The organism is Streptomyces sp. CNT360, assembly GCF_000424785.1.
Genome location: NZ_KE384243.1, coordinates 130,150 through 155,496, shown reverse-complemented (window position 1 = coordinate 155,496; position 25,347 = coordinate 130,150). Strand labels below are relative to the sequence as shown.

19 protein-coding genes are annotated in these 25,347 nt (G+C 73.5%); 10 read left to right on the top strand and 9 right to left on the bottom strand.

Going from position 1 to position 25,347, the window contains the following annotated elements; genetic code table 11:
- On the top strand, nt 1–834 hold the full coding sequence (locus H297_RS0126485; protein ID WP_027739511.1) for a maleylpyruvate isomerase family mycothiol-dependent enzyme: 834 nt from the start codon (nt 1–3) through the stop codon (nt 832–834).
- Between the two features lie 84 nt (nt 835–918).
- Here the strand turns inward: H297_RS0126485 and H297_RS0126480 are convergent, their stop codons facing one another.
- From H297_RS0126480 to pdhA (H297_RS0126460), 5 genes are all read right to left on the bottom strand, one after another.
- Entirely contained in the window at nt 919–2,259 is a 1,341-nt protein-coding gene (locus H297_RS0126480; protein ID WP_037795507.1) for an MFS transporter, read from the bottom strand.
- Nucleotides 2,256–3,017, bottom strand: a complete 762-nt coding sequence (locus H297_RS38585) for a GntR family transcriptional regulator (RefSeq protein ID WP_051352198.1) — start codon at nt 3,015–3,017, stop codon at nt 2,256–2,258. The genes H297_RS0126480 and H297_RS38585 overlap by 4 nt, the downstream gene beginning before the upstream one ends.
- Nucleotides 3,018–3,335: 318 nt before the next feature.
- Nucleotides 3,336–4,934, bottom strand: coding sequence for a 2-oxo acid dehydrogenase subunit E2 (locus tag H297_RS0126470; RefSeq protein WP_027739509.1), 1,599 nt, complete (start codon nt 4,932–4,934; stop codon nt 3,336–3,338).
- A gap of 14 nt (nt 4,935–4,948) precedes the next feature.
- Complete coding sequence (locus H297_RS0126465; protein ID WP_027739508.1) at nt 4,949–5,929, bottom strand: alpha-ketoacid dehydrogenase subunit beta; 981 nt, start codon at nt 5,927–5,929, stop codon at nt 4,949–4,951.
- Between the two features lie 2 nt (nt 5,930–5,931).
- The gene (gene pdhA, locus H297_RS0126460; RefSeq protein WP_064744889.1) at nt 5,932–7,308 is read right to left on the bottom strand and encodes a pyruvate dehydrogenase (acetyl-transferring) E1 component subunit alpha; all 1,377 of its coding nucleotides are present in this window, start codon (nt 7,306–7,308) and stop codon (nt 5,932–5,934) included.
- A gap of 560 nt (nt 7,309–7,868) precedes the next feature.
- Between pdhA (H297_RS0126460) and H297_RS44610 the strand changes: the two genes are divergently transcribed.
- Nucleotides 7,869–8,660 (top strand): response regulator transcription factor, encoded by a 792-nt coding sequence (locus tag H297_RS44610; RefSeq protein ID WP_027739506.1) that lies wholly within the window; start codon nt 7,869–7,871, stop codon nt 8,658–8,660.
- A gap of 40 nt (nt 8,661–8,700) precedes the next feature.
- On the opposite strand, the gene H297_RS0126450 is transcribed toward H297_RS44610, so the two are convergent.
- Nucleotides 8,701–9,732 (bottom strand): phosphotransferase, encoded by a 1,032-nt coding sequence (locus H297_RS0126450; protein ID WP_027739505.1) that lies wholly within the window; start codon nt 9,730–9,732, stop codon nt 8,701–8,703.
- A gap of 114 nt (nt 9,733–9,846) precedes the next feature.
- The gene (locus tag H297_RS0126445) at nt 9,847–11,481 is read right to left on the bottom strand and encodes a protein kinase domain-containing protein (RefSeq protein WP_027739504.1); all 1,635 of its coding nucleotides are present in this window, start codon (nt 11,479–11,481) and stop codon (nt 9,847–9,849) included.
- Nucleotides 11,482–12,129: 648 nt separating this feature from the next.
- Here H297_RS0126445 and H297_RS0126440 point away from each other — a divergent pair.
- A complete protein-coding gene (locus H297_RS0126440) occupies nt 12,130–13,866 on the top strand; it encodes a protein kinase domain-containing protein (RefSeq protein WP_027739503.1) in 1,737 nt (578 codons plus the stop codon).
- Between the two features lie 126 nt (nt 13,867–13,992).
- Here the strand turns inward: H297_RS0126440 and paaN are convergent, their stop codons facing one another.
- Entirely contained in the window at nt 13,993–15,696 is a 1,704-nt protein-coding gene (gene paaN, locus H297_RS0126435; RefSeq protein ID WP_027739502.1) for a phenylacetic acid degradation protein PaaN, read from the bottom strand.
- 243 nt (nt 15,697–15,939) lie between these two features.
- Here paaN and H297_RS0126430 point away from each other — a divergent pair, with 243 nt between their 5' ends.
- The gene (locus tag H297_RS0126430) at nt 15,940–16,593 is read left to right on the top strand and encodes a TetR-type transcription factor C-terminal domain-containing protein (protein WP_027739501.1); all 654 of its coding nucleotides are present in this window, start codon (nt 15,940–15,942) and stop codon (nt 16,591–16,593) included.
- A 16-nt stretch (nt 16,594–16,609) separates the two neighbouring features.
- Here H297_RS0126430 and H297_RS0126425 read toward each other — a convergent pair whose 3' ends face one another.
- The gene (locus H297_RS0126425; protein ID WP_037795505.1) at nt 16,610–17,110 is read right to left on the bottom strand and encodes an Lrp/AsnC family transcriptional regulator; all 501 of its coding nucleotides are present in this window, start codon (nt 17,108–17,110) and stop codon (nt 16,610–16,612) included.
- Between the two features lie 264 nt (nt 17,111–17,374).
- Between H297_RS0126425 and pdhA (H297_RS0126420) the strand changes: the two genes are divergently transcribed.
- The 6 genes from pdhA (H297_RS0126420) to H297_RS0126395 all read left to right on the top strand — a co-directional run bounded on the left by pdhA (H297_RS0126420) (nt 17,375) and on the right by H297_RS0126395 (nt 25,284).
- Nucleotides 17,375–18,649 (top strand): pyruvate dehydrogenase (acetyl-transferring) E1 component subunit alpha, encoded by a 1,275-nt coding sequence (gene pdhA, locus H297_RS0126420; RefSeq protein WP_027739499.1) that lies wholly within the window; start codon nt 17,375–17,377, stop codon nt 18,647–18,649.
- Complete coding sequence (locus H297_RS0126415) at nt 18,646–19,743, top strand: alpha-ketoacid dehydrogenase subunit beta (RefSeq protein WP_027739498.1); 1,098 nt, start codon at nt 18,646–18,648, stop codon at nt 19,741–19,743. Before pdhA (H297_RS0126420) ends, H297_RS0126415 begins: the two co-directional genes overlap by 4 nt.
- On the top strand, nt 19,743–21,215 hold the full coding sequence (locus H297_RS0126410) for a dihydrolipoamide acetyltransferase family protein (RefSeq protein WP_027739497.1): 1,473 nt from the start codon (nt 19,743–19,745) through the stop codon (nt 21,213–21,215). Before H297_RS0126415 ends, H297_RS0126410 begins: the two co-directional genes overlap by 1 nt.
- Before the next feature lie 93 nt (nt 21,216–21,308).
- Nucleotides 21,309–22,412: a DUF6457 domain-containing protein gene (locus H297_RS38580; RefSeq protein ID WP_064744882.1), complete on the top strand. Its 1,104-nt coding sequence runs from the start codon at nt 21,309–21,311 to the stop codon at nt 22,410–22,412.
- Entirely contained in the window at nt 22,409–24,187 is a 1,779-nt protein-coding gene (locus tag H297_RS0126400; protein ID WP_027739496.1) for a molybdopterin molybdotransferase MoeA, read from the top strand. The genes H297_RS38580 and H297_RS0126400 overlap by 4 nt, the downstream gene beginning before the upstream one ends.
- 68 nt (nt 24,188–24,255) lie before the next feature.
- Complete coding sequence (locus H297_RS0126395) at nt 24,256–25,284, top strand: potassium channel family protein (RefSeq protein ID WP_051352230.1); 1,029 nt, start codon at nt 24,256–24,258, stop codon at nt 25,282–25,284.
- Nucleotides 25,285–25,347 lie beyond the last annotated feature (63 nt).

Below are 25,347 nucleotides of genomic sequence, written 5' to 3'. Positions count from 1 at the left end.
GTGACCGACCACCCAAGCCTTCAGCCCTACGTTGACGCGTGGACGCAGTCCATGGAAGCGATATCCGAGCTGGTCACTCCGCTCGTGGAAGGGGAGTGGAACGGGCGGACCGAGTGCCCGGGGTGGTCGGTCCGCGACGTGATCTCCCACATCATCGGCATCGAGTGCGAACTGCTGGGCGACCCGCGGCCGATCCACTCCCTGCCCCGGGACATCCGCCACGTCGTGGACGAGACCAGCCGCCACATGGAGGTGCAGGTCGACGTCCGGCGGCACCACACCGGTCCGGAGATGACCAGCGAGTTCGAGTACACGCTGATCCGCCGGGCGCGGCAGTTGCGCAACGAGAAGCGCGGCCCCGACACGGAGGTCGGCAACATCCTGCCGTTCGGGCCCCGCAAGCTGCCGCTGGAGCGCCAGTTGATGCTGCGTGCCTTCGACGTGTGGGTGCACGAGCAGGATCTGCGCCGCGCCCTGGACAAGCCGGGCAACCTTGACGCCCCCGGCGCGTACGTGGCGCGGGACGTGATGCTCGCCGGGCTCGGCAAGGTCGTCGCCAAGGACGCCGGGGCCCCGCTGAACTCCGCGGTCGTCTTCGATGTGAGCGGCCCCGTGGAGTTCATGCGCACCGTGCGGGTCGACAAGGACGGCCAGGGCACCGTGGACGGCAGCGTCTCGCTGGGGCCCGCCGCCACCCTCGCCCTGGACTGGGAGACCTACTCACGGCTGGCCGCGGGCCGGGTGCGGCCGGACGCCGTCGCGGACCGCGTGAAGATCGACGGCGACGCCGACCTCGCCGCCGAGATCCTGCGCAACTTCTCCGTGACGCCGTGACCGTTCGAAGGTGTGACGCCGTGACGCTGTGAGACCGTGACGCCGTGACGCTGTGAGACCGTGACGCCGTGCGGGCGGGGGCCGTCACACGGGGACGTGCACCGCCTCCACACGGCTGGCCACCACGCGCTCCCGCTCCCGCCGCACCGCGCGGCCCCGCAGCCGGGCGAACTGCACCAGTCCCAGCGCCTGGAGGACGAACACGCTGGCGAAGGCGATCCGGTAGTTGTCGCCCGTCAGGTCGAGCAGGACACCGACGGCGAACAGCGTCGTCATCGACGCGGTGAAGCCGCCCATGTTGACGATCCCGGAGGCGGTGCCCTGCCGCTCGGGCGGGTTGGCGGGGCGGGAGAAGTCGAAGCCGACCATCGAGCCGGGGCCGCAGGCGCCGAGCACCACGCACAGCAGCACCAGCAGCCACAGCGGGTCCTTGCCCGGCCAGGCGAGGGCCGCCGCCCACACCGCGGCCGTCGCCGCGACGGTGCCCAGCACCAGCGGGGTGCGTGCGGCGTGGTGGCGGGAGATGACCTGCCCGTACACCAGCCCGCAGGCCATGTTGGAGACCACCACGAGGGTCAGCAGTTCACCTGCCGTGCCCTTGTCGAGCCCCTGGGCCTCCACCAGGAACGGCATGCCCCACAGCAGCAGGAAGACCATGCCGGGGAACTGGCACGTGAAGTGCACCCACATCCCGGCGCGGGTGCCCGGCTCCCGCCAGGCGGCGCCGATCTGCCGCCGGATGAACCCGGCGCCGGAACCGGTCGCCTCCGCCTGTGGCACGGACGGGGGTTCGTGGCCCTCGGGGTGGTCGCGCAGGAAGAAGATCACCAGTGCCAGGATGACCAGCCCGCCCGCGGCGCTGCCCGCGAACGTCGGCGTCCACCCCAGGCTCCCCAGGATGCGGGCGAGCACCAGCGTCGTCACCAGGTTGCCCGCCATCCCGATCAGCGCCGCGACCTGAGCTATCACCGGGCCCCTGCGGGCGGGGAACCAGCGTGCGCCCAGCCGCAGCACGGCGATGAACGTCATCGCGTCCCCGCAGCCCAGCAGCGCCCGGGAGGCCAGCGCCGTGCCGTACGAGGCGGACAGCGCGAAGCCGAACTGGCCCGCGGTGAACAGCAGGATGCCCAGCAGCAGGATGCGGCGGGTGCCCCAGCGGTCCACCAGCAGGCCCACGGGTATCTGCATGCCCGCGTAGACCAGGAGTTGCAGGATCGAGAAGCTGGAGAGCGCCGAGGCGTTGATGTCGAAGCGGTGCGCCGCGTCGAGCCCGGCCACCCCGAGACTGGTGCGGAACGTGACGGCGACGAAGTAGACGGCCACGCCGATGCCCCACACCCACATGGCGCGGGGGCCGCCCGGCGGGTCGCCGGGCAGCCGGATGCCGGGGGACTCGGGGGACTCCGGGGAAGGGACGGTACTCATCGCTCCCCCTCCCGCGGCTCCCACGTTCCCCGTGCGGCCTGCGCCTCGGTCCGCTCGTCGCCGCGCACCAGGTGGCGGACGCGGCTCACGTGCTGGTGGACGGCGCGGGCCGCGGCCCCGGGGTCGCCCTCGCGCAGAGCGCGCAGGATGTCGGCGTGCTCGGCGATGTTCTTCGCGACCCGGTCGGGGTGCGCGTGCATCACGGCGACGCCCATCCGCAGCTGACGGTCGCGCAGTTGGTCGTAGAGGCGGGTGAGGATCTGGTTGCCGGTCGCCTCCACGATCGCGGCGTGGAAGCCGCGGTCGGCGACGGAGAAGGCCGGCAGGTCGCCGGAGGCCGCGTGTGCCTGCTGCTGGGTCAGCAGCTCCTCCAGGCGGGAGACCAGCGCCTCGGAGACCGGTACCGCGCGGTGCACCGCGTGCTGTTCCACCAGCAGGCGGGTCTCGACGACGTCCTCGATCTCCTGCGCGGAGACGGGCAGCACCAGGGCGCCCTTCTTCGGGTACAGCCGGATGAGGCCCTCCACCTCCAGGCGGAGCAGGCCCTCGCGGACGGGGGTCCGCGAGACGCCGACGGCCTCCGCGAGCTCACCTTCGGTCAGCAGCATGCCGCCCTCGTAGCGGCGGTCCAGCACCGCCTGCTTCACATGGGCGTACACCCGTTGCGCGGCGGGTGGTGGCTTCTCCTGGTCGAGCTGCGGTTTCGGGGTGCCGGCTGGGGTGGAGGCGTGCTCGGTGGGCGGCGCGGCGGCAGGCATGCACGCATCATAGATACAACACGGATGCGTACGGCTGCGGCTTCCGCGATGTGGGACGACCACGATGCGGTACGGCGGGGTGCGCCGGTGTGCGGGGCTCCGGCCCTGCCGCCACGCTGCGGGGCAGCCCCGCGCCCGTGCGGGGTGCAGGGCCGGAGCCCCGCACCCTTTGCCCACCGCCACCACGCGGGAGTGCGGGGACAGAAGCGCCGCACGCTGCCCACCGCCACGGCGCACGGCCACGGCGGAACAGGTCGGAGGCCTCCTCCCGGCCGAAGACCGGGAGGCCGCTCCGACCGGCTCAGCCCGTGCGCACGGTCACTGCCACAGCATCAGCCGCTTGGGCCGTTCCAGCACGGCGGCGATGTCGGCGAGGACCTTGGAGCCGAGTTCGCCGTCGACCAGCCGGTGGTCGAAGGAGAGCGCCAGCGTGGTGACCTGGCGCGGCTTGACCTTGCCCTTGTGCACCCAGGGCTGTTCGCGGACCTGCCCGAAGGCCAGGATCGCGGACTCACCGGGGTTGAGGATCGGCGTACCGGTGTCCACGCCGAAGACGCCGACGTTGGTGATCGTCACCGTGCCCCCGCTCATCGCGGCGGGGCTGGTCCTCCCCTCGCGGGCGGTGCTGACCAGTTCGCCGAGCGCGGACGCCAGTTCGGGCAGCGTCTTGTCGTGCGCGTCCTTGATGTTGGGGACGATCAGCCCGCGCGGCGTCGCCGCGGCGATACCGAGGTTGACGTAGTGCTTGCGGACGATCTCCTGGCGCTGCTCGTCCCAGGAGGCGTTGACCTCCGGGTGGCGGCGGATGGCCACCAGGAACGCCTTGGCGACGAGGAGCAGCGGGTTGATCCGCACGCCCGCCATGTCCGGATCCTGCTTCAGGTCGGCGACCAGCTTCATCGTCCGGGTGACGTCGACGGTCACGAACTCGGTGACGTGCGGCGCGGTGAACGCGCTGCCGACCATGGCCTGGGCCGTGGCCTTGCGGACGCCCCGGACGGGGATGCGGGTCTCCCGCGCCCCGGTCGCCACCGCGGCCGGTTCCTGTCCGGGCTGCGCGGCCGGCTCCGGCGCCGCCTGCCCCACGGCCTCGGCCGCAGCGGCGGCTTCGGCCACGGGCGCGGCGGGCTCCTGCGCGGTTGCGGCCCGGCCGGCCGCCGCGTGCACGTCGTCACGGGTGACGATGCCGTCCGGGCCGGTCGGGGTGACGGTGGCCAGGTCGACGCCGAGGTCCTTGGCGAGCTTGCGAACCGGCGGCTTGGCCAGCGGACGCGGCCCGCCGGCGGGGGCGGGCGCCCCGTGGCCGTGCACGCCGGGCGCCGGGGAACCGGCGCCCTCGGCGGGGGCCGGCTGCCCGGCGGCCGGGACACCCGAGGTCCCGGGCGCCACCGGCGCCGCGGGCGCACCCTCCCCGGGAACGCCCTGCACCGGGGCACCCTGTGCGGGGGCGGCGGGCTTGCGGGGGCGGCGCTTGGTGGAGCTCTTGCCCACGCCGTACCCGACCAGGACGGGCTGCCGGCCCTCCGGCTCGGCCTCCTCGGCGGCCTCCTCCGCCACCTCAGCCGCGGCCGGGGCCCCGGTCTCCATCGCGGCCTGCGCCGGGGAGGAGTCGCCGCTGCCCGAACCGGCCGCGGGGGAGCCCGTGTCGACGGTGATGACGGTCGTGCCGACGTCGACCGTCGTGCCCTCCTCGAAGCGGAGCTCGTGCACCACCCCGTCGAAGGGGATGGGCAGTTCGACGGCGGCCTTGGCGGTCTCCACCTCGCACACGACCTGCCCGTCGGTGACGGTGTCGCCCGGCTGGACGTACCACTTGAGGATCTCGGCCTCCGTCAGCCCCTCGCCCACGTCGGGCATCCGGAACTCACGGACGCCGGCGGCCGACCCGGTGGCCTGTGGCTGTGCGCTGTTCGTCATCGTCACGGCTCTCCTCAGTACGCCAGCACGCGGTCGACGGCATCGAGCACCCGGTCCAGGTTGGGCAGGTACTCGTCCTCCAGCCGCGCCGGTGGGTACGGCGCGTGGAACCCGCCGACACGCAGCACCGGTGCTTCAAGATGGTAGAAGCACCGCTCGGTGATGCGGGCGGCGATCTCGGCTCCCGTACCGAGGAAGACCGGCGCCTCGTGGACGAGCACCAGGCGGCCCGTCTTCTCCACGGAGCGCTGCACGGTGTCGAAGTCGATCGGGGACATCGAGCGCAGGTCCACGACCTCCAGCGAGTTGCCCTCCTCCTCGGCGGCCGCGGCCGCCTCCAGGCAGACCTTCACCATCGGTCCGTAGGCGGCAAGGGTGGCCGCGCTGCCCTGGCGGGCGACCTGGGCGGAGTGCAGCGGGGCCGGGATGGCGGAGGGGTCGACCTCGCCCTTGTCCCAGTACCGCCGCTTGGGTTCGAAGAAGATGACCGGATCGTTGCTCTCGATGGCCTGCTGCATCATCCAGTAGGCGTCCGAGGCGTTCGAGGGCGAGACGCACTTGAGGCCCGCGACGTGCGCGAACAGCGTCTCGGGCGACTCGCTGTGGTGCTCCACGGCGCCGATGCCGCCGCCGTAGGGGATGCGGATGACGACGGGCAGCTTGATCTTGCCCAGCGCCCGGGCGTGCATCTTGGCGAGCTGGGTGACGATCTGGTCGTAGGCGGGGAAGACGAAGCCGTCGAACTGGATCTCCACGACGGGCCGGTAGCCGCGCAGCGCCAGTCCGATCGCGGTGCCGACGATGCCGGACTCGGCCAGCGGCGTGTCGACGACCCGGTCCTCGCCGAAGTCCTTCTGCAGGCCGTCGGTGACGCGGAAGACACCGCCGAGCTTGCCGACGTCCTCGCCCATGACGAGGACCTTGGAGTCGTTCTCCATCGCGGTGCGCAGCGAGGCGTTGATCGCCTTGGCGAGGGGGAGCTTCTGGACAGCCATGATCACTTACCTTCCCCGGCGGCGGAGCCGCTGTCCGACTCGGTCGCGAACGACGCCAGGTACTCGGCGAACTGGGCCCGCTCCTCGTCCACGAGCGCGTGCCCGTCCGCGTAGGCGTTCTCGAAGATCGCCATGGTGTCGGGGTCGGGCATCGTGCGGATGGCGTCGCGCACGTGCCGGCCCATCTCCTCGCTCTCCTGGTCGATGCGCGTGAAGAAGGCCGAGTCGGCCAGCTTCTCGCTCTCCAGGTAGCTGCGCAGCCGCAGGATCGGGTCCTTGGCCTCCCACGCCGCCCGCTCCTCGTCGGCGCGGTAGCGCGTCGGGTCGTCGGAGGTGGTGTGGGCGCCCATCCGGTAGGTGAACGCCTCGATCAGCATGGGCCCCTCGCCGGTACGGGCCCGCTCCACGGCGGCCTTGGTCACCGCCAGGCAGGCCAGCACGTCGTTGCCGTCCACACGGACGCCCGGGAAGCCGTATCCCTGGGCCCGCTGGTAGATCGGCACCCGGGACTGGCGCTCGGTGGGCTCGGAGATCGCCCATTGGTTGTTCTGGCAGAAGAAGACGACCGGGGCGTTGTAGACCGCGGCGAACGTGAAGGCCTCGGCCACGTCCCCCTGGCTGGAGGCGCCGTCACCGAAGTAGGCGACCACCGCCGAGTCGGCCCCGTCCTTGGCCACACCCATCGCGTACCCGGCCGCGTGCAGGACCTGGGAGCCGATCACGATCGTGTAGAGGTGGAAGTTGTTGCTGTTGGGGTCCCAGCCGCCGTTGTTCACGCCGCGGAACATGCCCAGCAGCATCGTCGGGTCCACGTCACGGCACCAGGCGACGCCGTGCTCGCGGTAGGTCGGGAAGACGTAGTCGTCGGCGCGCAGGGCGCGGCCCGAGCCGATCTGGGCGGCCTCCTGGCCGAGCAGCGACGCCCACAGGCCCAGCTCGCCCTGGCGCTGGAGCGAGGTGGCCTCCGCGTCGAACCGGCGGGTGAGCACCATGTCCCGGTACAGCCCCTGGAGCTCCTCGGCACTCAGCTCGACGTCGTACTCCGGATGGGTGAGGCGCTCGCCCTCGGGGGTGAGCAGCTGCACCAGCTCGGGCTCGTCCGCCGTGGCGCCCGGCGCCGGGGCGGCTGCCGCGCGCGAGCGGCTCCGGGTACCGCCCTTCGCCGTCGCGCTGCCGCGCTTCGCGGCCGCCCCGCCCTTGGCGCCCTTGCCCTTCGTGGCGGCCGTGCCCTTGGCCGCCGAGGCGCTCCGGGCGGCCGAGGTGTTCTTGGAGGCCGAGGTCTTCGCGGGGGCCTTCGCCGCCTTGGTGGTGGCCTTGCCTGCGGTCCCGGTGCCGGTCTTCGCAGCCGGCTTCGCACCGGCCTCGGCCGCGGGCTTCATGCCGGGCTCCGCGGTGGACCCGGCAGCGGACTTGCGGGACTTGCCGGGGGCAGTGGCCTCGCCGGCCGCCGCCGTGCCGTTCGCGGCGGCCTGGGTGGCGCGCTTTCCTCCGGTGCCGCTGCGGCGCGCGGTGCTCCGCGCGGCAGTGCTCTCCACGGTCACGTGTGCTCCTCCGTCTGTCCGGCCCCCGGGGTTGCCGGTGACCTGGGGCTCCCCCGCCCACTGGCGGGGGGAGGCTCGCCCGGTCCCGTGCGACGCACGGGGTGGGAGCGTCGCGGTCGGCACCGGGTGGTGACTGCATGTCCCGGACGCGGCCCGCTGTACCGACCCCTCGGCGGGGACGCCCCAGCCATGGCTGGCATCTCCATAGACGCACGAGGCGGCCCTGACCTGCAACTTTGCTCGGATATCCAAGTAAGAACCCGGAAGTCCGAGCATCTGCCGGAAGAAGTCGGGACATCACTGGTCACGGCCTCGCGAGCCGCGGACACCCGAACGGTAACCCGGGGTGCGTCAGCCCGGGAAGAGTGGAGAGCCGATCAGTATGTGAGACTGAAAATGTGCCCGAACACGGACGAACCCGGGTATTCCTGGTCGACGACCACGAGGTGGTCCGGCGGGGTGTACGCGACATGCTCGCCGCCGACCCCGCCATCGAGATCGCCGGGGACGCCGGTACGGCGGCCGATGCGCTCGCCGGCATCGCCGCCACCCGTCCGGACGTCGCCATCCTGGACGTACGGCTGCCGGACGGCAGCGGCATCGAAGTCTGCCGCGAGGTGCGCTCCCGTGACGAGTCCGTGCGCTGCCTGATGCTCACCTCCTACGCGGACGACGAGGCGCTCCTCGCCTCCGTGATGGCCGGGGCCTCCGGCTACGTCCTCAAGGAGCTGAGCCGCCGCGAGCTGGTGCGGTCGGTCCGCCAGGTGGCGGCCGGCACGTCGCTGCTGGACCCGGCGGACACCCAGCGGGTGCTCGACCGGCTGCGCGGGCGCGGCAGCGGAACCGGGGCGGAAACGGGACAGGAGACGGAAACGGAGAAGGGAACGGGGGCGGGGGCGGGCGCCGGGGATGCGCAGGGTGCCGAGGCCGAAGCGGGGCCCGGAACCGGAGCGGGGCGGGGGGAGAGGATGGCCGCCCTCACCCCGCAGGAGCGCACCGTTCTCGGGCTGATCGGTGAGGGGCTGACCAACCGGGCCATCGGCGAACGGCTGCACCTGGCCGAGAAGACGGTCAAGAACTACGTCTCGGGACTCCTGGCCAAGCTCGGCATGGAGCGCCGCACCCAGGCCGCTGCCTACATCGCCCGGCTCCGCGCGGCGGACGGTGACGACGACCCCCACCACGGCTGAACGGCGCGCCAGGAGCGACCCGGTCCGCGGCAGCAGGGCCTCAGTCGCAGAAGGCGGAGCGTACGGCCTCGTAGTGCGCCGTCCACCAGACCACGAGCGCCGCCGCGGCCGGGAACTGTGCATCCACCCGCACGTCGCTGAGCTGGTAGCGCCAGCGCAGCATCCAGAAGTCGTTCAGCCGCTCCCACCACACGCGGTGCACGGCGGCCGCCAGCTCCTCGCGCGGGGCGCGTGCGCCGCCCCGGTAGGCGCGCGCGAACGCCCGTACCTTCCGCAGGTCCAGCGTGCCCCCGGGGCGCAGGAAGAAGATCGCCGCACCGCGTACGGCCTCCTCGGCACGCGGCTGCACACCCAGCCGGTCCCAGTCGAGGATCGCCAGCGGGCGAGGGCCGGCGCCGTGCGGCGCGTACAGCAGGTTCAGCGGGTGGAAGTCCCCGTGCACCCAGCCGCTGAACGAGGCCGGTACGGGGCCCGGCCGGGAGCAGGCGTGCCGCCGCAGCAGCCCGTCCCGTTCGAGCAGCCGGTGCTCGGCCAGCTCGTCGAAGCTGTCGCGGCGGCGCCGCGCCCGGATCCGCTCCAGCAGGGCGCCGATCAACGCGTAGGTCGCGGCCGGGTCGGCGCAGGAGTGGGGATCGGGGCCGGGTGCCGGAAGGGTACGCGCCAGCTGGGTGTGCACCCGGCCGAGCAGGGCGCCGAGGGCACCGGACTGGCCCGTGGACAGCTCGCTGCCGTGCCGGTGGCTGCCCTCGATCCACGGGTGCAGCGCGTAACAGCGCCCGCCCACCAGTGCCACGGTCCGCCCGTCGCTCCGCTCCACCACCGGCACCACGGGCAGCCCGCGCGCTCCGAGCCGCGCCGTCACCCGGTGCTGGCGCTCGATTCGGGAGCGCGCGGAGCGGTCGTCGAGGTGGTGCTTGAGGAAGTAGCGGCCCCGGGTCGTCGTCAGCCGGTAGCCGCGGTTGAGCAGGCCGTGCGAGACGGGCTCGCAGGCCACCGGGTCCCCCACCCCGTCGTAGCGCCGCAGCAGGGAGCCGAGCGTGCCCTCGGTGAGGAGGCGGGAAGACGGCTGCACGGCCGCATCGTAGAGCGCCGCGCGACCCCGCGGTCCCCTACGTCAACCGCGGGTGGACGAACGGTCGATCCCCGCTCACGGACGGCGGTCCGCCGCGGGGCGCGGGCCCGAGGGCTACTCGTCGTCGGCGCCGCCGTCGGCACCGGACACGAGGCCGCCGTTGCCGCCCGAGTCGTTGTCGCCGCCGCCGTCGTCGTTGCCGCCCGGGGGAGGCGACTGCGTCTTGGTCGGCTTGCCGCCGTTGCCACCGTCGCCGTTGCCGCCGCCGTGGTGGCCGCCGTTGTCCGACTGCGACGGGTCGCCCGTGTCGGAGGGCTGCGTCTCGCTGGGCTGGGTGTTGCTCGGGGTGGTCTGGGAGGGCCGGTCGGTGGGCGAATAGTCGCCGGTGCCGCCCTCGTCGGTGCCCGGCTGGTCCTGCTCCGTCTCCGTCGGGGACGGATCGGGGCCGTGGCTGGACTTCTTGTCCTTCGGCTCGGTCGTGCTCTTGGTCGGCTTGTCGGGCTTGTTGCTGCTGTCGTCGCTGTCCTGGTTGACCGCGAAGAAGATGCCGCCCGCGATCGCGATGACCGCCAGGAAGGCAACCAGCGCGTACGTGAAGCCCTTGCTGCCGCCGCCACCGCGGCCGCCGCCGCGGTGACCGCCCTCGAAGCCCCCGTCGTCGTCGCGCGGGCCCGCCAGCAGCGGGGCACCCATCTGCGAGGTGTCGGAGTGCGAGGGGTGCGGCCGCGCGCCGGCGCCCGCCACCCCCATGGCAGCGGTCGCCGCGCCGTAGTGCTCGGTCGGTCCGGTGTTCCACAGACCGCCGGTGTGCCCGCCCTGCTCGTGCAGCATCTGGAGCGCGTACTGGGTGAGCCCGCGCATCTCCTCGGCCGTCTGGAACCGGTCGTCCGGCTCCTTGGCCAGCGCGCGCATCGTGAGCCCGTCCAGCTCCGGCGGCACCGCGTCGGAGACCTGGGACGGCAGCACCGGGTCGTCCTGCACGTGCTGGTAGACCACCGACAGCGGGGTCTCGCCGGTGAACGGGGGGCGCCGTGTGAGCAGCTCGTACAGCAGGCAGCCGGTCGCGTACAGGTCGGAGCGCGCGTCGACGGTCTTGCCGAGCGCCTGCTCCGGGGAGAGGTACTGCGGGGTGCCCATCACCATGCCGGTCTGCGTCATGGTGTTCGACGCCCCGTGCAGGGCGCGGGCGATGCCGAAGTCCATCACCTTCACCGCGCCGCCCCGCGTGATGATCACGTTCGCGGGCTTGATGTCGCGGTGCACGATGCCGTGCTGGTGGCTGTAGGCCAGCGCCTCCAGCACTCCCGAGACGATGATCAGCGCCTGGTCCGGCGGCGGAGCGTCCGCGGTCAGCAGCAGGTCACGGATCGTGCTGCCCTCGACGAGCTCCATCACGATGTACGGCGTGATGTTGCCGCCGATCAGCTCCTCACCGGAGTCGTAGACCGCGACGACGGAGTGGTGGTTGAGGCCGGCGACGGACTGGGCCTCGCGCGTGAAGCGGGCCTTGGACACCGGGTCCTCGGCCAGGTCCGCGCGGAGCAGCTTGACCGCGACCGTACGGCCCAGGCGCAGGTCCTCGGCGCCGAAGACCTCGGCCATGCCACCGCGGCCGAGGCGGTGCGTCAGGCGGTACCTGCCGTCGCCGACCAGGCCGTTGTTGCCCCACAATTCCGGCGAATCGGGCAGGGAGCCGCCGCCCGTCGCGTCGGGGTCCGAAGGGCCCCCGGCGGCTTGCGTCTGTGCCATCAGTCCTCGCCGTCGATTCGAATCCGCGGACTTCGCGCGGTGGATACTCCCCCCAAGGAGGCTACAGGCACGCGGGGGGTGGGTGGATGGGACGGAATACGAGCTACGCCCGTCGCATCCAACAAGCTGACGCACCGGCCCCGCAAGTTGGCTGCGGACCACCCCCGTGACCAGGCCCCCGCCACCCGCCGAGCGCCCTTCCCGCCCGGCACACACCCGGAAACCGGCGCCCACCGCGACCCCGCGCACACCTGCGTGCGACCTCGCGCACACCCGCGGCCGCGCCCGGGCCTCCGTGGGGGGCTCCGCTCGCGGGGCGCCCGGCACCCCGCGGTCGAGGTCTCCGGTGGGGTGCGGCGTGCACAGCGGGTGACCCACCGCGAGGGCGCACAGCCCCACCCTCTACGCTCGGTGGACCCGCTCGGGACGCCGCGCGTGCGAGCCCGCGCCACGCCGCGACGACGGACGACGCCGCCCGGCGACGTGTGACGCACCTCGCTCGCGGAGGGCGTATGCGCATTCGGTCACGGAACGGGCAACGAACTTGACGTGACCGAGCCCCCGGGCAGACTTGGGCCAGTATCACGGTCAAGAGGATCACTCAACGTACCTGCACGGGGGCAGCGCCGCCGAGGGGGAAGCAGTCAGATGAGCGACGACGGCGCACAGGCGGCCGGCAACTACTTGGGCCGCATGGTCGGCGGAGGACGGTTCCAGCTCCGTTCCCTGCTCGGCGCCGGCGGGATGGCCTCCGTCTATCTCGCCTACGACTCCGTCCTGGACCGGCAGGTCGCGGTCAAGACACTCCACACCGAGCTCGGCCGTGAGCAGTCCTTCCGCGAGCGCTTCCGCCGCGAGGCCCAGTCCGTGGCGAAGCTGACCCACACCAACATCGTGTCCGTCTTCGACTCCGGCGAGGACGAGATCGACGGCGCGATGGTGCCCTACATCGTCATGGAGTACGTCGAGGGCAAGCCGCTGCGCACCGTCCTCGACGAGGACGTCGCCCAGCACGGCGCGATGCCCTCCGACAAGGCGCTGAAGATCACCGGTGATGTGCTGGCAGCCCTTGAGGTCAGCCACGAGATGGGCCTCGTCCACCGGGACATCAAGCCCGGCAACGTGATGCTCACCAAGCGCGGCGTGGTCAAGGTCATGGACTTCGGCATCGCCCGCGCCATGCAGTCCGGCGTGACGTCCATGACACAGACCGGCATGGTCGTCGGCACCCCCCAGTACCTCTCGCCCGAGCAGGCGCTGGGGCGCGGTGTGGACGCCCGCTCCGACCTGTACTCCGTCGGCATCATGCTCTTCGAGCTGCTCACCGGGCGGCTGCCCTTCGACGCGGACTCGCCGCTGGCCATCGCCTACGCGCACGTCCAGGAGGAGCCGGTCGCCCCCTCCTCCATCAACCAGTCCATCCCGCCGGCGGTGGACGCGCTCGTCGCCCGCACGCTGAAGAAGAACCCCAACGAGCGCTTCCCGTCCGCCGACTCGATGCACGACGAGATCACGCGCATCGGCGGCGCCGGTCTCGCCTCGGGCACCTCGCCCATCATCATCAGCGGCGGCCCGCCGGCCAGCGGTGCCGGTGTCGGGCAGGCCGTCTTCCCGCCCGTGGACGCCAACTCCCAGCCGCAGCAGGGCGGGGCCGCGGTGCAGACGCCGTACCAGCCGCAGGCGCACAGTCAGGCACCCACCCAGCCCGGCCCGTACCACAGCGGCGGCTTCGGGCCCTCCACCCCGCCGCCGCCCACCCAGCCCGGCCCGCAGGCCGGTTACGGCTACCCGCAGTCCTCCTACGGTCCCGGCGGGCCCGCCACCCCGCCGCCCTACACGATCAACGCCGCCGGCGGCGCCGGCGGCCAGGGACACGGCGGCGGTCCTGGCAGGAAGATGTCACCGGGCGCCATGGCCGGGTACGGACTCGCCGCGGTCGCCGTCGTCGTGGCCCTCGTCTTCATGATCGTCGTGCTCACGGGCAGCGACGGGGACGAGCCCGACTCGAAGCCCGCCGCCAAGGACAAGTCCAGCGCCCCCGCCGACCCCGGCGGCAGCGGCTCGGGCGACGACGACTCCGGCAAGGGCGGCTTCACGGGTCCCGACAAGAGCCTGACCATCGAGAAGGACAAGTGCACGAAGGCGACCGAGACCTACGAGCACAACGGCAACGTCATGATCCCGGACCTGACCCACAAGGACCTCACCTCGGTGAAGGCCTGCCTCCGGGCCGCCGACTGGAAGCTGGGTGAGGTCACCATGGAGGACGAGAACGTCTTCGGCAAGAACCAGGTCCTCGACCAGAACCCCACCTCTTTGGAGGACTTCAACCCGAAGAAGGACAAGGTCGACCTGACGGTCTCCACCGGCCAGCCCGGCGACTGACCACCCGGGTCCCCTTCCGGCCCCTCCGGTCCGCTTCCGGACGCCCCTTCCACCCGTGCCCCCGGGCCACGCCCGGGGGCACGCCCCTGTGCGGCCCCGGCCCGGCGAGGGCGCACCCGCTCGTCGTCACTCCGTCATGCGCCGTACCTCCACCACGCGGAAGCGGCCGGAGACGAAGTCGCCGTCGCACAGGGTGCAGTTGGCGGCGGGGTTGCCGCCGGAGCCGTGGAAGTCGCTGAAGCCGGCCGTCTGGTTGACGTAGACGCCGCCGGTGAGGTTCAGCGAGAGCTGGGCCGGCTCCTCGAAGCAGACCTCTTCCACGCGGCGGGCCACCTGGGGCGAGGTGGTGTACGCGGAGACCGTCATGGCGCCCTTGGTCAGCAGGGTGTGGCCGAGCAGCTCCAGGGCCTCGTCGGTGGAGCCGACGGCCACCGCGAAGGAGACCGGGCCGAAGCACTCGTGCAGGTAGGGCGCGTCCTCCTCCTGCTTGGTGCCGTCCAGCTCGACGATCACGGGGGTGCGGACCACGGCACCGGGGAACTCCGGGTGCGCCACCTCTCGGGAGGCCAGGGCGACCTGGCCCAGTGAGGGGGCCGTGGCGAGGCGCTCACGCACGCCCTCGTTCACCAGCGCACCCAGCAGGGCGTTGGCCCGGGTGTCGTCACCGAGCAGCTTCTCGACTGCCGCGCCGAGGTCGGCCGTCACCTCCGCGTAGCTCTTGTGGCCGTCGTCGGTACGGATGCCGGCGGCCGGGATCAGCAGGTTCTGCGGGGTGGTGCACATCTGGCCGCTGTAGAGGGAGAGGGAGAAGGCGAGGTTGGCGAGCATGCCCGCGTAGTCGTCCGTGGAGTCGATGACGACCGTGTTGACGCCCGCCTTCTCCGTGTGGACGCGGGCCTGGCGGGCGTGGGTCTCCAGCCACTCGCCGAAGGCGGAGCCGCCGGTGTAGTCGATCACGCGGATCTCGGGGCGGGTGGCCAGGTCCTTGGCGATGCCGTCGCCCTCCGCCTCGGCGGCCAGCGCGACCAGGTCGGCGGGGAACCCGGCCTCGGTGAGGACCTCGCGGGCGATCCGCACGGTCAGAGCGAGCGGCAGGACCGCCCTGGGGTGCGGCTTGACCAGCACGGCGTTGCCGGTGGCCAGGGAGGCGAAGAAGCCGGGGAAGCCGTTCCACGTGGGGAAGGTGTTGCAGCCGATCAGCAGGGCGACCCCGCGGCCGACGGGGGTGAACTCCTTCGTCACCCGCAGCGGTTCGCGCTTGCCCTGCGGCTTCTCCCAGTGCACCCGCTCAGGTGTGCGCATCTGCTCCGCGTACGCATAGGCCACCGCCTCCATGCCGCGGTCCTGCGCGTGCGGGCCGCCCGCCTGGAACGCCATGGTGAAGGCCTGGCCGCTGGTGTGCATCACGGCCTGGGCGAACTCATGGGTGCGGGCGCTGATCCGGGCGAGGATCTCCAGGCACACCGCCGCCCGCACCAGCGGCCCCGCCTCGCGCCAGGCCGGCAGGCTCGCCCGCATGACGGGCAGCAGGGCGTCGATCGCCCCCTCGTCCGCGCGGGGGTAGGAGATGTCCAGCTCCAGTCCGTACGGGGAGATTTCGCCGGACACCCAACTGCCGGACACCGGCTGGCCCGGCAGCTCGAACCGGTTGCCGCGCAGCGCGTCGAAGGCCGCCTTGCCCTCCTCGGCCGCCCCCTGGCCGTACGCCTTGGGGTGCTCGGGGTGCGGGCTCCAGAACTGCCGGTCGCGGATGGCTTCCAGGGCCCGGTCCAGGGTCGGGCGGTGGGTGTCGACGAGCTGGGCAGTGGTCGTTCCGGTACCGGTGGTCACGCGGACCAACTCCTCGCTGAGCTGGGACGGGGTGCGGGTGGCGACGGCGGCGAGCGACGGCGACGAGGGCGACGGCGGCGTGCGCGGCGTTGCCGGAGCCGCTCACGCGACCGATACTGCTACCGAACGATCGGTCGGTGCAAGGGGGTCCCCCAGCCTGTGGAAAACTCCTCCCGGACCTCGCCGGACCTTCCCCGGGCCTCCGGAAAAGGGGCTCGGGACGCCCCGGCTAGCATCGGCCGCATGCCCACGGTCAAGCGCGACACGTACACACCCGACTCGCTGCTCTCCGTCGCCGTGCGGGTGTTCAACGAGCGCGGCTACGACGGCACCTCGATGGAGCACCTCTCCCAGGCGGCCGGCATCTCCAAGTCCTCGATCTACCACCATGTGCGGGGCAAGGAGGAGCTGCTGCGCCGGGCGATAAGCAGGGCGCTGGACGGCCTGTTCGCGGTGTTGGAGGAGCCCGCGGCCCGTGAGGGCCGTGCGGTGGACCGGCTGGAGCACGTCACCCGCCGGACGGTGGAGGTCCTGATGACGGAGCTGCCGTACGTGACGCTGCTGCTGCGGGTGCGGGGCAACACCGGGACCGAGGTGTGGGCGATGGGGCGCCGCCGCGAGTTCGACCAGCGGGTCGCCGAGCTGGTCAAGCAGGCGACCGCCGAGGGTGACCTGCGCAAGGACGTGGACGCGCGGCTGGCGACCCGGCTGCTGTTCGGCATGATCAACTCGATCGCGGAGTGGTACCGCCCCGACCGCACCGCACCCGACCCGGGCAACGGCGTGTCCGGCCTCGGCAGTGGTGCCCCGGGCCAGGGCGGCGGGGCCGGTGCCACGAGTGCGGAGGTCGCCGACGCCGTGGTCCGCACCGCCTTCGCGGGGCTGCGCATCCACTGAGGGCGCCGGGCCGTGGTCACCGGGGTGCGGGCTCCAGATCCGTCTCCTCGAACACCAGCAGCGTGCGGGTGCTCAGCACCTCGGGGAACGACTGCAGACGGGTGAGGACCAGGTCCCGCAGCGCCCTGTTGTCCGGTGTGTGCACCAGCAGCAGCACGTCGAAGTCGCCGCTGACCAGCGCGATGTGCGCGGCACCAGGGAGCTCCTGGAGCTTCTCGCGGACGCTGCGCCAGGAGTTCTGGACGATCTTGAGGGTGATGTAGGCCGAGGCCCCGTGGCCCGCCCGTTCCTGGTCGATACGGGCGCTGAATCCGCGGATCACGCCGTCGTCGATCAGCCGGTTGATGCGGGCGTAGGCATTGGCACGGGAGACGTGCACCCGTTCGGCCACGGACCGGATGGAGGCCCTGCCGTCGGCGCGGAGCAGCCGCAGGATGTCCCGGTCGATCGCGTCGAGCGGGCGCGCCGCGGGGCGGGGTTCCGGCGCGGGGCCCGGCCCCTCCGGCCCGTGGGCCATCTGTTCATCCGGCACGGTCCGCCACCTCCCCTGTGTGGACACTCTGCGGTCATCGAACGGTTCTGCGGCCCGTTTGTCCACAGGCTGGGGTCACCCGTAGCCAAAATGTGCCGGCGACCGAACAATCGGTAGGGGTGGCCCACACGGTCACCGTCCCGGCCTGTCGGTGGTACGGCCATCGGCAGGCCGGCGCGCCAGACGTGTGCCGTGCGGTGCATCCCGCCCGCGGTGCGCGGCAGCCCGCCGCACGAGGAGGTGCTCGTCATGACGGTTCTAGAGCAGCCAGGTACCTACGCCCCCGCGCCTCCCCCGTCCTGGCGGCCCCGCACCGACGCGGCTCCCCTGCTGCCCGACGCCGAGCCCTACCGGGTGCTCGGCCGGACGGCGCCGCCGCTCTCCCCCGGGGCCGACGACGAGGGCGGGGGCCGGGGCGACGGCAAGGGCCGGCCGGAGCCCTCCGGTGCCGGGGCCCCTTCCGTACCCGACCCGGAGCTGCTGCAGCGCCTGTACGCCGCGCTGGTGCACGGGCGGCGGTTCAACGAGCAGGCCACCGCGCTGACCCGGCAGGGCCGGCTCGCCGTCTACCCCTCGTCCCGCGGGCAGGAGGCCTGCCAGGTCGCCGCAGGGCTCGCCCTGCACGAGCGCGACTGGCTCTTCCCCAGTTACCGCGACACCCTCGCCGCCGTCGCCCGCGGGCTCGACCCGGTGGAGGTGCTCTCCCTGCTCCGCGGCGACCAGCACCACGGCTACGACGCGCACGAGACCCGCGTGGCCCCCCTGAGCACCCCGCTGGCCACCCAGTTGCCGCACGCGGTGGGGCTGGCGCACGCCGCACGGCTGAAGGGGGACGCGGTCGCCGCTCTCGCCCTGGTGGGGGACGGCGGCACCTCCGAGGGCGACTTCCACGAGGCGTTGAACTTCGCCGCTGTCTGGCGGGCCCCGGTGGTCTTCCTGGTGCAGAACAACGGCTTCGCCATCTCCGTACCGCTGGCCAAGCAGACCGCGGCGCCGTCGCTGGCGCACAAGGCGGTCGGGTACGGCATGCCCGGACGGCTGGTGGACGGCAACGATGCGGCGGCCGTGCACGAGGTGCTCACCGAGGCGCTGGAGCGGGCCCGTACCGGCGGCGGCCCCACGCTCGTGGAGGCCGTCACCTACCGCCTGGAGGCACACACGAACGCCGACGACGCGACCCGCTACCGCACGCACGACGAGGTCGAAGCCTGGCGGGCGCACGATCCGGTGACGCTGGTGGAGGAGGAGCTGCGCCGCCGCGGGCTGCTGGAGGAGAAGGGCGTCCAGCAGGTGCGGGAGGCGGCCGAACGGGAGGCGGCCGCCCTGCGCACCCGGATGCACCAGGACGTCTCACCGGATCCGCTGGAACTGTTCGCCCATGTGTACGCCGAACCGACACCGCAGCTGCGCGAGCAGGCCGACCGGTTGCGGGCCGAGCTCGCCGCCGAGGCAGCGGCCGCCGCGGGGGCGGACACAGGGACCCCTCCAGGCACGGGAGCGAGCGCGGGGGAGGCCGTTCGATGAGCACCGCAGTGCGGCGGACGCCCGGCGCGGGCGCCGCCGAGGACAGGAAACCCGTGGCGCTGGGGCAGGCGCTGGGCCGGGCCCTGCGGGACGCCATGGCGGAGGATCCGGACGTGCATGTGCTCGGGGAGGACGTCGGCGCCCTGGGCGGGGTCTTCAGGGTGACGGACGGCCTGGCGGCCGAGTTCGGCCCGGAGCGGTGCGCGGACACCCCGCTGGCGGAGGCGGGCATTCTCGGCGCCGCTGTCGGAATGGCGATGTACGGGCTGCGGCCGGTCGTGGAGATGCAGTTCGACGCGTTCGCCTACCCCGGGTTCGAACAGCTCGTCTCGCACGTCTCCCGGATGCGCAACCGCACGCGCGGACGGATGCCCATGCCGCTGACGGTACGCATCCCCTACGGCGGCGGCATCGGGGGCGTCGAGCACCACAGCGACTCGTCCGAGGCGTACTACATGGCCACCCCCGGGCTGCACGTCGTCACCCCGGCCACCGTGGCCGACTCCTACGGGCTGCTCCGCGCGGCGATCGCCTCCGACGACCCGGTGGTCTTCCTCGAACCCAAGCGGCTCTACTGGGCGAAGGCCGACTGGGACCCCGAGTCCCCCGAGGAGGTGCCGGGCATCGGCCGGGCCGTCGTCCGGCGCCGCGGCACCTCCGCCACCCTGATCACCTACGGGCCGTCCGTACCGGTGTGCCTGGAGGCCGCCGAGGCCGCGCGGGAGGAGGGTCCCGGCGATGCGGAGGGGTGGGACCTGGAGGTGATCGACCTGCGTTCCCTCGTGCCGTTCGACGAGGAGACGGTCGTCGCCTCCGTACGGCGCACAGGGCGCGCCGTGGTCGTCCACGAGTCGCCCGGCTTCGCGGGGCCGGGCGGAGAGATCGCCGCCCGGATCACCGAGCGCTGCTTCCACCACCTGGAGGCGCCCGTGCTGCGGGTCGCCGGCTTCGACATCCCCTACCCGCCCCCCATGCTGGAGCGGCACCACCTGCCCGGCGTCGACCGCGTCCTGGACGCCGTCGCGCGCCTCCAGTGGGAGAGCGGCTGGACCAGTCAGCAGGGGAGTCCCGACCAGGGCGGGGGCGCGTTCTGATGGGCGTGGTACGCGAGTTCGCGCTGCCCGACCTGGGCGAGGGGCTGACCGAGGCGACGGTCGTCAGGTGGCTGGTGGCGGTCGGTGACACCGTCCGGATCGACGAGCCCGTGGTCGAGGTGGAGACCGCCAAGGCGCTGGTCGAGGTCCCGTGCCCCTACCCGGGGGTCGTCACCTCGCACGCGGCCGGTGAGGGCGACGAGGTCGCGGTGGGCGCCCCGCTGGTCACCGTCGCGGTGAGCCCCGAGGCGGCGGAACCTGCGGACGGCCCGACGACGGGCGAGGCGGGCCGGGAGGCGGGCACGGCTCCGGACGCGGAAGGGGGGCCCGGCGCGGGCCGGGAGCCGGAGGGGGAGCACGTCGACGGTTCGGGCAACGTGCTGGTCGGCTACGGGACGGCCCCGGCAGCCGCGCGCCGCCCCCGGGTCACCGCGCCGCCGGCCGGGACGCCCACCGGGGCACCCGGCGGCACACCCGGCGCCTGTGTCGACGGCTCGTCCGGTGGGACGTCCCACCGGGCTGACCGCACCGCCGTGCGGGCGTCCGCGCCGGTGCCCGTCATCTCACCGCTCGTGCGCCGCCTGGCACGTGAGCACTCCGTGGACCTGCGGGAGCTGCGGGGGAGCGGTCCGGACGGGCTGATCCTCCGCGCCGACGTGGAGCGTGCCGTGCGCGCCGCTCAGGCACCGGGCGGGCAGCCGTCCGTGGGCGGGAGCCTTGCCGGCAGCCAGGCCGTCGGGGACGGGGCGACCGGCGGTGCACCGGGTGCGCGCCGTATCCCGCTGCGGGGGATGCGCCGGACGGCGGCCGAACGGCTCTCCCGCAGCCGCCGCGAGATCCCCGACGCGAGCTGCTGGGTGGACGCCGACGCGACCGAACTCCTCGCCGCGCGCCGCCGGATGAACGCCTCGTCGGGCCCGAACCGGCCGGAGGCACCCGTCTCGCTGCTGGCGCTGCTCGCCCGGCTCTGCACGGCGGCGCTGGTCCGGTTCCCGGAGCTGAACTCGACCGTGGACACCGCGGCGCAGGAGATCGTCGTCCTGCCCGAGGTGCATCTCGGGTTCGCCGCACAGACGGACAGGGGGCTCGTCGTTCCCGTCGTGCGGAACGCGCACACGCTGTCCGCCGAGCAGCTCACCGCGCAGATGTCCCGGCTGACGGAGGCGGCCCGGGAGGGCACGCTCTCCCCTGCGGAGCTGACGGGCGGCACCTTCACGCTGAACAACTACGGCGTCTTCGGGGTGGACGGCTCGACACCGATCATCAACCATCCGGAGGCCGCGATGCTCGGCGTGGGCCGCATCGCCCGCAGACCCTGGGTGGTCGGTGACGACGAGCTGGCGGTGCGGGACGTCGTCCAGCTCTCCTTCACCTTCGACCACCGGGTGTGCGACGGCGGCACGGCAGGGGGCTTCCTGCGCTTCGTCGCGGACTGCGTGGAGCAACCGGTTCGGCTCCTCCGTACGCTCTGAGGCGTGACGCAGGCTTCCAGACCACCATCCGACGCTCCCGGACCACCCGGCACCACGCGACCGCCCACCGCCCCGCCGGGGCGCGAGGGCACGGTGCGCGGCCGGCCGTACGCCGCGCTCGTACTGGCGGGCGGCGCTGCCGGCCGGCTCGGGGGCGCGGACAAACCGGCTGTCACCGTCGGCGCGAGGACCCTGCTCGACAGGGTCCTCGCGGCATGCTCCGACGCGGCGTCCACCGTCGTGGTGGGCCCGCGTCGCGCGACGTACCGCCCGGTCGGCTGGGTGCGCGAGGATCCACCGGGCGGCGGCCCGCTGGCCGCCCTGCACGCGGGCGTGTGCGCGCTTGCCGAGCACAGCGGTGCCGCGCCGAAGACGGCTGCGGACGCCGCGCCGAAGAGGACTGCAGCCGCCGCGCCGATGGCCGCTGCGGACGCCGCGCCGGAAACCGCTGCCCCGGTCGCGCCGGACCTCGTGCTCGTCGTCTCGGCGGACCTGCCCTTCCTGGACAGGGAGACGGTGCACACGCTGCTGGCCGTCCCCCAGGACGCGGAAGCGGCCGTCGCCTACGACGGGCGGGAACAACCCCTGCTGGCCGCCTACCGCTTGGAACCGCTCCGCCGTGAACTCGCGTTGCTGCGCACGGAGTACGGTCAGCTGTCCGGATTGCCGTTGCGTATGGTGCTGGAGGGGCTGGAACTGCACCGGGTGACACCGTCCACCGCCCCGCCCGTCGCCGTCGCCGCCTCGGACTGCGACACCTGGGAGGACATCGCCACGGCGCGGGCGCGGATCAGGGAGCATGACACCGTGCTGGATGAATGGATGGGTGCAGTCAAGGCCGAACTGGGCATCGATCTCGACGTGGACACCGCTGTGCTGCTGGATCTCGCCCGGGACGCGGCGCACGGTGTCGCGCGCCCGGCCGCGCCGCTCACCACCTTCCTGGTGGGGTACGCGGCAGCGCGGGCGGACGGCTCGCCCGAGGACGTCGCCCGCGCGGCGTCCCGCGCGGCCCGGCTCGCCGAGCGCTGGGCCGACGAGACGGCGGCCGGGGACAGCCCGGAGAAGGACAACTCGAAAACCCCGGGAGACGCGGGGGGCTCGGGAAACGCGGAACACCCGAAACCCTCGGAAAACTCGAAACCCTCGGAAACCTCGCAAACCTCGGAAACCTCGGAAAACGCAGACGAACGATGAGCGGATCCGACGAACTCGACGAGGCCATCGCCCTCGCCAACAGCGGCCGCACCAGGCCGGAACCACCTCCCGCACCCCGCCTGAAGCGGATCCGCCGTATCGACTGGAGCGAGCACGGCGAAGCAGAGGGGCGCGGCGGCAGCGGCGGGCCCGAGGACCACGCCGGGCACGCCGGGCACGCCGGGCACGCCGGGCACGCCGGGCACGCCGACGAGTACGGCACACCCGGCCGGAACGGCGCACCGAGCGGCCACGGCGTGCACGGCGGTGAACCCGGCGCGGACGGCAGCGAGACCGGTGCGGGGCCGGGCGGTCCCGCGTCCGGTGCGGGGCGGCAGGGCCGGGAGCACCACCCGGGCGGGCCCGAGCAGGGCGGCGCGGGGTCCGGCTCCGCAGCCGCCCACATGTCCCACGGCGGCTGCTCCGCGGAGGACGCCGACGGCCCCCAGGTGAGCCACGGCCCGCACGCGCGGCGCAGGCGGCGTGGTGCGCCGGAGGCGGCACCCACCTGGTCGGAGGCGGTCGGCCGGGCGGCCTCCTGCGCCACGGCGGCGCCGCCCGCCACGCTCGCTCTCCACCGTGCGCTCGGGCACACGCTGGCGGCCCCGCTGCGGGCCCTCACGGACCTGCCGCCGTTCGACACGTCCGCGATGGACGGCTGGGCCGTCTCCGGCCCCGGCCCGTGGGAGCTGGCGCGGGACTCCGACGGCAGTGAGCGGCCCGGCATCCTGGCGGGCGACCGCTCCGAGCCGTCGCAGCTCGGCGACGGGGAGGCCCTCCGTATCGCCACGGGTGCCCGTGTCCCGTCCGGTACCAGTGCCGTGCTCCGCCGGGAGGCGGCCGAGCGGGTCGGCGCCGCGCGGCTGCGTACCGCCGCCGCCCCGCAGCCGGGTACCGACATCCGGCCGCGCGGCCAGGAGTGCCGTACCGGGGACACGCTGCTGCGCGCGGGGACGGCCGTCACGCCCGCCGTGCTCGGCCTGGCGGCGGCTGCCGGCTACGACGAGCTGGAGGTGGTGCCGCGACCGCGCGTCGAGGTGCTCGTCCTGGGAGACGAGCTGCTGCACCGCGGCCTGCCGCGCGACGGCCGGATCAGGGACGCGCTCGGCCCGATGGTCGAGCCGTGGCTGACGGCGCTGGGCGCCGACGTGACCGTCACCCGGCTGCTGGGGGACGACAAGGAGGCGCTGTTCGAGGCGGTGTCCGGCACGACGGCCGATGTGGTCGTCACGACCGGCGGCACCGCGGAGGGGCCCGTCGACCACCTGCAACCGACGCTGCACCGGCTGGGCGCCCGCCTCCTCGTGCACGGCGTCCGCGTCCGGCCGGGACACCCGATGCTGCTGGCCGCACTCGGTCCCGACAGCGCGGCGGGAGCTACGGGCGCTGAGGCAGCACCGGCAGGGACGGGGGCCGCGCCCGGGGAGGCGGCGGGCCCGGGGTCCCGCTTCCTGGTGGGGTTGCCGGGCAACCCGCTGGCCGCGCTGTCCGGGCTGATGACCCTGGCGGCCCCCCTGCTGCGCGCGCTCGGCGGGCGCGCCGAGCCGCAACTGCGGGCGGCCACACTGGGCGCCGAGGTGCCGGGCCACCCGCGGGACACCCGGCTGGTGCCCGTACGGCACGAGGGCTCCGGCATCCGGGCCCGTATCCAGCCGCTGCGCTACGCGGGCCCGGCCATGCTGCGCGGCGTCGCGTCCTGCGAGGCGCTGGCCGTGGTGCCGCCCGGTGGTGCGGCGCCCGGGGAGGACGTACCGGTGCTGGAACTCCCGTGGTGAGGCGGCTGCGCTCCTCGCGGGCCGACAGCGGGACCGGCGACGACGACGAGGAGGAGCGGCAGGGCTCGGTGCTGCTGCCGCGCCTGGACATCTCCCCGCTGCGGCAGGTCGTGCGGCGGCTGCTGGCGGCGTTCGGCGTGCTGTGGGTGACGGTGCTGCTGGTCTACCTGGACCGGGACGGCTACGTGGACGACGTCGACGGCCACCTGACGTTCCTGGACTGCCTCTACTACACGACGGTCACGCTCTCGACGACCGGATACGGGGACATCGCCCCGGGGTCGGACAGCGCGCGCCTGGTCAACACCCTCGTCATCACGCCGCTGCGCGTGCTGTTCCTGATCATTCTCATCGGCACCACCCTCGAAGCGCTGACGGACCGCACCCGTCGGCAGTGGCGCCTGAACCGCTGGAGGTCCGCGTTGCGCGACCACACCGTCGTCGTCGGCTTCGGCACCAAGGGCCGTTCGGCCATCCAGACGCTGCTGTCCACCGGGCTCAGCCGCGACCAGGTCGTCGTCATCGACGCGCACCCGGCGACGGTGAAGGCGGCCAACGCCGAGGGGTTCGCCGGCGTCGAGGGCGACGGCACCCGCAGCCAGGTGCTCGTCCGGGCGGAGGTGCAGCGTGCCCGGCAGATCGTCATCGCACCGCAGCGGGACGACACCTCGGTGCTGGTGACACTCACGGCGCGGCAGCTCAACCCGCGCATCAAGATCGTGGCCGCGGTGCGCGAGGAGGAGAACGCCCCCCTGCTGCGGCAGTCGGGCGCCGACCAGGTCATCACCAGCGCGAGCGCCGCCGGGCGGCTGCTCGGGCTGGCGATGCACAGCCCCAACGCCAGCTCGGTGATAGAGGATCTCATCCAGCAGGGCAGCGGGCTGGACCTCAAGGAGCGGCCCGTCACCAAGGCCGAGGCGGGCCGCTCGCCGCGGGAGTGCGACGACCTGGTCGTCTCCGTCGTCCGCGGCCACCGGATACTCGCCTACGACGACCCGGAGGCCGTCGCTCTCCAGCTCACCGACCGGCTCGTGGTCATCCACCGCGCGTCGCGGGTCCTGCCCGAGCCGGACGAGCGCAGGAGCGACCAGCGTTGACGGCCCGGTGGCCCCCACCGTGGCGAGCGGCGCCGCCGTGGGGGCCACCGGCTCATCCCTTCA